Below are 6,636 nucleotides of genomic sequence, written 5' to 3'. Positions count from 1 at the left end.
AGGGGGTGGTCAACAATGGATTTGCGCAGATAACCCTCCTGATAACCCCGTCTGACTCCCTCGTTGACTGCCTCATACAGGTCGCCCCCGGTTATAGCCACTTCCTGCCCCACTTCTAAAAAAACAACAGCAAAACCGGTATCCTGGCACATGGGAACCTGTTCTTCCCGGGCAATGCGCGCATTTTCCAACAGCTGTTGCAGGATGTCCTTACCCGTGAGGGAAATCTCCTGACCTAAAGCCTCTTGAAATGCTGCCAGCACATCTTCTCCCAGTTCGTAGTTAGCCTTCTGACACAAGTTAGCCACTGTGGCTGTAATGGTAGCAGCGTCTAAAACTCGCAAAAGCCCCTCCCTCCTTCCATCCAAGGCATGCTTTCAATGAAATTAATTTTAATGAATTCCTACACACGCAATTTTTATACCAAATACAGGACAATGTAGCAAGCTTGTCCCGAAAGGTTATTTCCCGCAGCCAAAAGTAATTCTAAAAGATAGAAACAAGGGGGTATCGCCCCGAACTTCTAGATTTTATAAATAAAAGCTCGAAATAGCACGTATCTCTAAGGTAAAAAAGATAGACAGCCTGTTCTAACCTTTGGAATAAATCTAATAATTATAATTTTGTCAATTAGCAAAATCTTCACTACGACCCTTTTTCAACTTATTGTATAATGTGGCGAGCGATATATTGAGTGCCTGGGCTGCCCGCCTCTTTCCTTCCACAGTGGTACCAAATTTGGCAATAGCTTTCCTGATAAGTAATTGCTCCATCTGGTCAATAGGGATCAGATCAATATCACGCTCCGGTGAGACCTTAAACTGGCTTACATGCTGAATAAAATGTTTTTTGGTAAAAACCTCTTCATCTACTGTCACCATTACCCGTTCGAAAACATTTTCTAATTCACGAACATTTCCAGGCCAATCATAACCATAAAGAATTTCCTCAGCATCTTTAGAAAGACCCTTAACCTTTTTTCCAAGTTTTCTATTCAGTTTGATAATCAAGTTATTGATAAGGATCGGCAAATCTTCCTTCCGAACCCTCAGAGGTGGAATAGTAATCTCAACCACGTTCAGCCGGTAATATAAATCTTCCCGGAACCTGCCCTGTCGGATCAACTCCCGCAGGTTGCGGTTGGTTGCCGCAATCACACGTACATCCACTTTAATGGTCTGAGTACCTCCCACACGCTCAAATTCCATTTCCTGTAATACCCGGAGTAATTTCCCCTGCAAATTCAGGTTCATATCCCCAATTTCATCAAGAAAAATAGTTCCACCATGGGCCAGTTCAAACTTACCGATCTTGGATTTAACAGCTCCAGTAAAAGCTCCTTTGGTATAGCCAAAAAACTCGCTCTCCAGAAGGCTGTCCGGGATAGCTGCACAATTAACCTTGATAAAGGGCTTATCCCTGCGGGGGCTGGCATGGTGGATGGCATGAGCAAACAACTCTTTACCAGTACCACTCTCTCCCAGTAACAGGACGGTTGAGTTTGTACGTGCCGCCCTCTCAGCCACCTGGATACAGCGCCGCAATTCTGTACTATTCCCCAGGATATCGGCAAAAGTATATTTACTGGTCGTCACCTGACCGAATTTATCTGAGAGATTCTCAATAATGCTGGTGCTCTGGCGCAATTGTTCCATTAAGTTCATAACATCGGTAAAGTGTTGAAAAACCACAACCGCCCCTTCCATCTTTCCATCCACAAAAATGGGAGCAGCGTTGGAAATAACTTCAGCATTGCTTCCCCCTACTTTTGTGCGATACCCCACCACACTCCTGCCGGTACGTAACACCGTAGCTAGAGCCCCATCAGGAGAAGCCTCAAAGATATTCTGCCCAATGCGTTCCTTTTCGCTTATACCGGTGATCCGGCTAAAGGCAGGATTGACGTATTTGATGATACCCCGGGAGTCCGCCACTTCGATAGCTTCCTGAACAGAATCTAGGATAGCGGCCAATTCTCCCTGCACCCGCCGGGCTTCAAGTAATTTTTCCTTTTCCCTCAATACGGCCAGCATAAGATCCAGAGCCCGTGCATCCATGATGGACGTTGTGCGCGGCTTTATCCGGTGCAGGTGCATCTGAATTTCCGGATCACCGGTAGCTTCGATTAAGACATCCACGCCGGACAGTTGAACTATTTCTGTATAATCTGAAGTAGTAAAAACTCCATCCGCAGCTGCGGCTTTAATTCCCGGGGATGAAGGATCGGCATCGGCCACCCCTAAAATTTTAACATCTCCGACAGCCTTTAACATGCGATAAATAGAATAACCGTCCTCATTACCTCCAATAATGGCTACGGTCAAGCCGGACACGTTGCCTCACCTTCTATGTACTCCAAAGTTTAATGAGATTATTTCGACGATTGTCTTCTAATCCCTTCTAAAAAATAAAAAAATTAATTCGAACAGTTGTTTTGAAGGGAACTTTTTTTGTGTTATAATCAAAAAGGGAGGCTGATAGGTATGAACACCTCACTTACTACACGGGAGAAAATTATTTTAGAAGTTATCAAAGAAAACATTCGCTCAAAAGGCTACCCACCTTCGGTCCGGGAAATCGGTCAAATTGTAGGACTGAAATCAAGCTCAACAGTACATAACTATTTAAAACGTTTAGAACATAAAGGCCTCTTACGCCGGGATCCCACCAAACCCCGGGCACTGGAACTGCTGGAGCGTACTTTGCCTTCAACCCAACCGGTGCGAATGGTACCCCTGTTAGGACGGGTAGCAGCGGGTGAACCCATTCTGGCCGTGGAAAACCAGGAAGATGTGTTTCCTCTTCCGGCCAGTTTTACCGGGGAAGGCGAATTCTTCATGCTTACTGTCCGTGGCGACAGCATGATTGAGGCAGGCATCCTGGATGGGGACCTGGTGGTGGTCCGGCGCCAGTCAAATGCCGAGAACGGAGACATTGTAGTAGCACTTCTGGAGGACGAAGCCACGGTCAAAAGATTCTTCCGGGAGAACGACCATATCCGGCTGCAACCTGAAAATAAGACCATGTCTCCCATAAGAGTCAAAAATCCCCTTATTCTGGGCAAAGTCATCGGCCTGCTGCGCAAATTATAATGTTGACTTCTTCTCACTCTTCTAATCTTTTTTGTAAGCTGCCAGCTTCGAGATATAATAATGAGCAGCGTAAATGGCTCCCAGGGGATTATGGGCCAGTACACGGTCCTTAACCGCCAGAACGGTTACTGGAGCTACCGAATATTTAATGAATAAACTATCATGCCCGACACAAAGGCCAAGTAGAACATTTAATTCTGTGTCGGCCCGGTTTAATATCTTAGCCTGGGCTACAGGATTGCACATGGTTTCAAACCGGCCGGGGCGAACCTTTTGTTCATCAGTAATACCCAAAAACTCCTTGGGTACTGAACCAGTTTTACACATAACCGATACAACACTAAACCCTGCTTGTTTCAAGATTTTTGATACCTCAGCTGCTTCCCTGCGCAAGCCTACGCAAAAGGCCAGACCCAGCCTGCTGAAGCCAGCCCTCCGGCTGAACTGGATGATTTCTTCCAATCTTGTCCATTTCCCGTAACCGGCAGATTCAGTTAAGGCCGAGCTAAGGGCAAGGTTAAATACATCCGGCAGCTGGTATTCCTTTCTCGCTTCTTCATAAACCTCACGTTGAGACTTCATGGGACAGTGTCCCGGAATCTTCTCCGTCTGACCCGTGTAGCAAGCATAAATTCCACATTCTGCACACCTGCTCATCAATCCACTTCCCTTTCTTTATCTTAAGTGTAAAGGGATGGCAGTAATGGCCATTCCTCTTATCTTACTTATTACTGGTATATACGTCGTCAGGCACCATAAATTCCTTCAGGACACTTTTCAGTAAATTTTAATGACAATCCTAAATGGTAATAGCCAGTTTCCTAAATGTTACCATGTCATATACCCAGATACGCCTCCTTGACATGCTGGTTGTTCAGCAGTTCTCCACCGTTGCCCTGGAGCGATATCCTGCCGTTTTCCAGCACATAGGCCCTGGTGCACATTTTTAAGGCATGCATAACATTTTGTTCCACCAGTAGAACTGCAATGCCCCGCTGGTTAATCTCTTTAACAATTTCAAACACCTGATGAACCAGAACGGGTGCCAGTCCCAAGGAAGGTTCATCAAGCATCAAAAGTTTGGGTAAAGCCATAAGACCCCTTCCGATGGCTAGCATTTGTTGCTGACCCCCGCTTAAGGTGCCCGCTTCCTGATGTTGTTTATCTTTCAATATTGGAAAAAGGGAAAAAACCCACTCCATAGTTTCCTTTCTTTTCTTTTTAGCTTCGGGAAACAGGGAACCCATCTCCAGATTTTCTCTTACCGTCATTTCAGGGAAAAGCCTTCTTCCCTCCGGGACATGGGCAATGCCCATTTCAGCAACCCTGTATGCCGGCATTTTGGTTATTTCGTTTTCCAAAAAATAAATGTTCCCACCATGAGGACGCAACAAGCCGGAAATGGTGTTTAAAACGGTGGTTTTACCGGCACCATTGGCACCCAAAAGGGCAACCAGCTCTCCTTCCCGCACCTCAAAAGAAACATCCCATAAAACCTGTACATCTCCGTATGAAACGTGGATATTATTTACTTTAAGCATAAGCCTCACCTAAATATGCTTTAATTACCTCAGGATGATTGACTATCTCCTTTGGTGTTCCAATGGCAATTTCCCGTCCGAAGCTGATGGCCAGAATCCGGTCGGAAATACCCATAATTACTTTCATGATATGTTCTACAATAATAATGGTTATGCCCGCTCTTTTTATCTTTAAAATAATTTCAATTGCTTCTTCTGTTTCCTTTGGGTTTAATCCTGCCGCTGTTTCATCCAGTAGTAATAGCTGCGGTTCCGTAGCCAGTGCCCGGGCTATTTCCAGGCGTTTCCGGTCGGCAATGGTCAGATTTCTAGCATCCATATCCCTACGGTGATAGAGCCCGCAAAACTCCAGAACATCCAGAGCCCTGGCCCGAGCCATAGCAATACTGCTGGTACGCAAGAACGCCCCGACCATAACATTATCCAGAACGCTCATTCTTTTCAGGGGTTTGACCACTTGAAAGGTTCTGCCTATTCCCAGGGCACAGATTTTATGGGGAGGCAAACCGTCAATGCGGCGCCCCTTAAAGTAAATTTCTCCTGACGTTAAAGGGTAAAAACCGTTAATCAAATTGAAAATGGTGGTTTTTCCGGACCCGTTGGGACCGATCAAACCCAGAATTTCCCCCTGTTCCATGGTGAAACTGATATCATTAACTGCTCTTAGCCCGCCAAAATTTTTAACGATATTCTTTACTTCAAAGAAGCTCATTTAATCACCTCCAGCCATCACAGCCTTCCCTTTCTGTCTGAAAAGTAGACGTTTCAAAGTGCCCCATTCTCCAATTACACCATTGGGCAGAAAAAGAATTACCAGGCAGACGATAATGCCAAAAGCAAGCACATTGGCTGGACCCAGCCAGGCCCGGAAAAGTTCGTTCAAGACCACATAAATAGTCGCTCCCACAGAAGGACCCCACAGGGTGGCTACACCACCCATCATTACCACCAGAATAACCATAATTGATATATCGCTGAGAGAGAAAACCACGTGCGGGTCGATAAAGGCGATATAGTTCATATAAAATGCACCCACCAACCCCGTTATAAAAGCACTGGGCAGCAATGCAAACATCTTGTACCTGGTGGTGGGAATTCCCAGAGACTCGGCTGCATCCTGATCTTCCCTGATGGATATAAAGTAATAGCCCAGCTTGGACTTAACCATTCGATTCACAATAAGTAAAGACATGCCCCATATTGAGAAAGCGATAAAATAATAGGGCAACTTGGTAGCAAAACTGTTAAGAATTAATATTCCCTGGGCACCGTTGGTCAGGGAGACCCAGTTGGTAAAAACCAGTCTGAATATTTCTCCCAGCGCCAGCGTAGCCAGGGCAAAATATGGTCCCCGTAAGCGAAAGCAGAGAGCCCCGATAGGAACGGCCACCAGCATGGCTATAATGGGACCCAGCACCAAGCCCCACCAGGGGGAGACCTTCAAGTGGAAGATCAACAATCCCGCGGAATAGGCACCCAGACCAAAAAAGGCAGCATGACCAAAGGAAACCTGTCCTGCGTACCCTCCCAGGAGATTCCATGCTGTTCCCAGTGTAGCCCAGATAAAAACCATGATCATGATATGCTGCACATAGGGGGCCCGAACGACTAAAGGAAGCGCGATAGCTATCAAAACCACAATTGCTGACCCAATTAATTCCTTCCATTTCATTAACTTCACCTCCTGGTAAGGCTTTTAAAACCACCCGGTAGAAATAAAAGGACCAGTAAAAATATGATTAACCCGAATACATCCTTATACCCCATGGAAATATAGGTCGCTCCCAGGGATTCGGCGATACCCAGGGTGAGGCCGCCAAAGAGAGCCCCCATGGTGCTTCCCATGCCACCTAAAATGGTGATAATAAATGCCTTTGCCGTGAACAAGTGACCGATATCAGGCCACAGATAAAACAAGGGGAGCAACAGGGACCCCCCCGCAGCAGCAAGTGCCGAGCCGATACCAAAAGTGATCACCGTTATCCGGGGAGCGTTTACGCCCA

Annotated in this window: 8 protein-coding genes; 1 reads left to right on the top strand and 7 read right to left on the bottom strand. The window is 46.1% G+C overall.

The window, feature by feature from the left end:
- Together ACPLUI_RS09385 and ACPLUI_RS09380 are read right to left on the bottom strand one after the other, a co-directional pair.
- Nucleotides 1-344: fumarate hydratase (locus ACPLUI_RS09385; protein WP_424660001.1), on the bottom strand; the 344-nt coding region annotated here is incomplete at its 3' end.
- A gap of 282 nt (nucleotides 345-626) precedes the next feature.
- Complete coding sequence (locus ACPLUI_RS09380; protein WP_424660000.1) at nucleotides 627-2,333, bottom strand: sigma 54-interacting transcriptional regulator; 1,707 nt, start codon at nucleotides 2,331-2,333, stop codon at nucleotides 627-629.
- Nucleotides 2,334-2,483: 150 nt separating this feature from the next.
- Here ACPLUI_RS09380 and lexA point away from each other — a divergent pair, with 150 nt between their 5' ends.
- Nucleotides 2,484-3,092 carry a transcriptional repressor LexA gene (gene lexA / locus ACPLUI_RS09375; protein WP_424659999.1) on the top strand — a complete coding sequence of 203 codons (609 nt, stop codon included), beginning with the start codon at nucleotides 2,484-2,486 and terminating at the stop codon, nucleotides 3,090-3,092.
- A 21-nt stretch (nucleotides 3,093-3,113) separates the two neighbouring features.
- Here the strand turns inward: lexA and ACPLUI_RS09370 are convergent, their stop codons facing one another.
- The 5 genes from ACPLUI_RS09370 to ACPLUI_RS09350 form a co-directional block, all read right to left on the bottom strand.
- Nucleotides 3,114-3,749, bottom strand: coding sequence for a DUF1847 domain-containing protein (locus ACPLUI_RS09370; RefSeq protein WP_424659998.1), 636 nt, complete (start codon nucleotides 3,747-3,749; stop codon nucleotides 3,114-3,116).
- 179 nt (nucleotides 3,750-3,928) lie between these two features.
- Nucleotides 3,929-4,633: an ABC transporter ATP-binding protein gene (locus ACPLUI_RS09365; RefSeq protein ID WP_424659997.1), complete on the bottom strand. Its 705-nt coding sequence runs from the start codon at nucleotides 4,631-4,633 to the stop codon at nucleotides 3,929-3,931.
- Entirely contained in the window at nucleotides 4,626-5,345 is a 720-nt protein-coding gene (locus ACPLUI_RS09360; protein ID WP_424659996.1) for an ABC transporter ATP-binding protein, read from the bottom strand. Before ACPLUI_RS09360 ends, ACPLUI_RS09365 begins: the two co-directional genes overlap by 8 nt.
- On the bottom strand, nucleotides 5,346-6,305 hold the full coding sequence (locus tag ACPLUI_RS09355; protein WP_424659995.1) for a branched-chain amino acid ABC transporter permease: 960 nt from the start codon (nucleotides 6,303-6,305) through the stop codon (nucleotides 5,346-5,348). It abuts the gene before it with no gap.
- 5 nt (nucleotides 6,306-6,310) lie between these two features.
- On the bottom strand, nucleotides 6,311-6,636 hold a 326-nt coding region (locus ACPLUI_RS09350), incomplete at its 5' end, for an ABC transporter permease subunit (protein ID WP_424659994.1).

The sequence above is a fragment of the Desulfofundulus sp. genome (assembly GCF_049701015.1).
Classification (GTDB): Bacteria; Bacillota; Desulfotomaculia; order Desulfotomaculales; family Desulfovirgulaceae; genus Desulfofundulus.
The sequence above is the reverse complement of the archived record's forward strand: the minus strand, read 5'-3'. Positions and strand labels throughout refer to the sequence as shown.

What these genes read in the sequence shown, in the direction of transcription:
- ACPLUI_RS09365 (WP_424659997.1), bottom strand. Translation starts at nt 4,633, where the DNA reads ATGCTTAAAGTAAATAATATCCACGTTTCATACGGAGATGTACAGGTT.
- ACPLUI_RS09360 (WP_424659996.1), bottom strand. Translation starts at nt 5,345, where the DNA reads ATGAGCTTCTTTGAAGTAAAGAATATCGTTAAAAATTTTGGCGGGCTA.
- lexA (WP_424659999.1), top strand. Translation starts at nt 2,484, where the DNA reads ATGAACACCTCACTTACTACACGGGAGAAAATTATTTTAGAAGTTATC.
- ACPLUI_RS09370 (WP_424659998.1), bottom strand. Translation starts at nt 3,749, where the DNA reads ATGAGCAGGTGTGCAGAATGTGGAATTTATGCTTGCTACACGGGTCAG.
- ACPLUI_RS09355 (WP_424659995.1), bottom strand. Translation starts at nt 6,305, where the DNA reads ATGAAATGGAAGGAATTAATTGGGTCAGCAATTGTGGTTTTGATAGCT.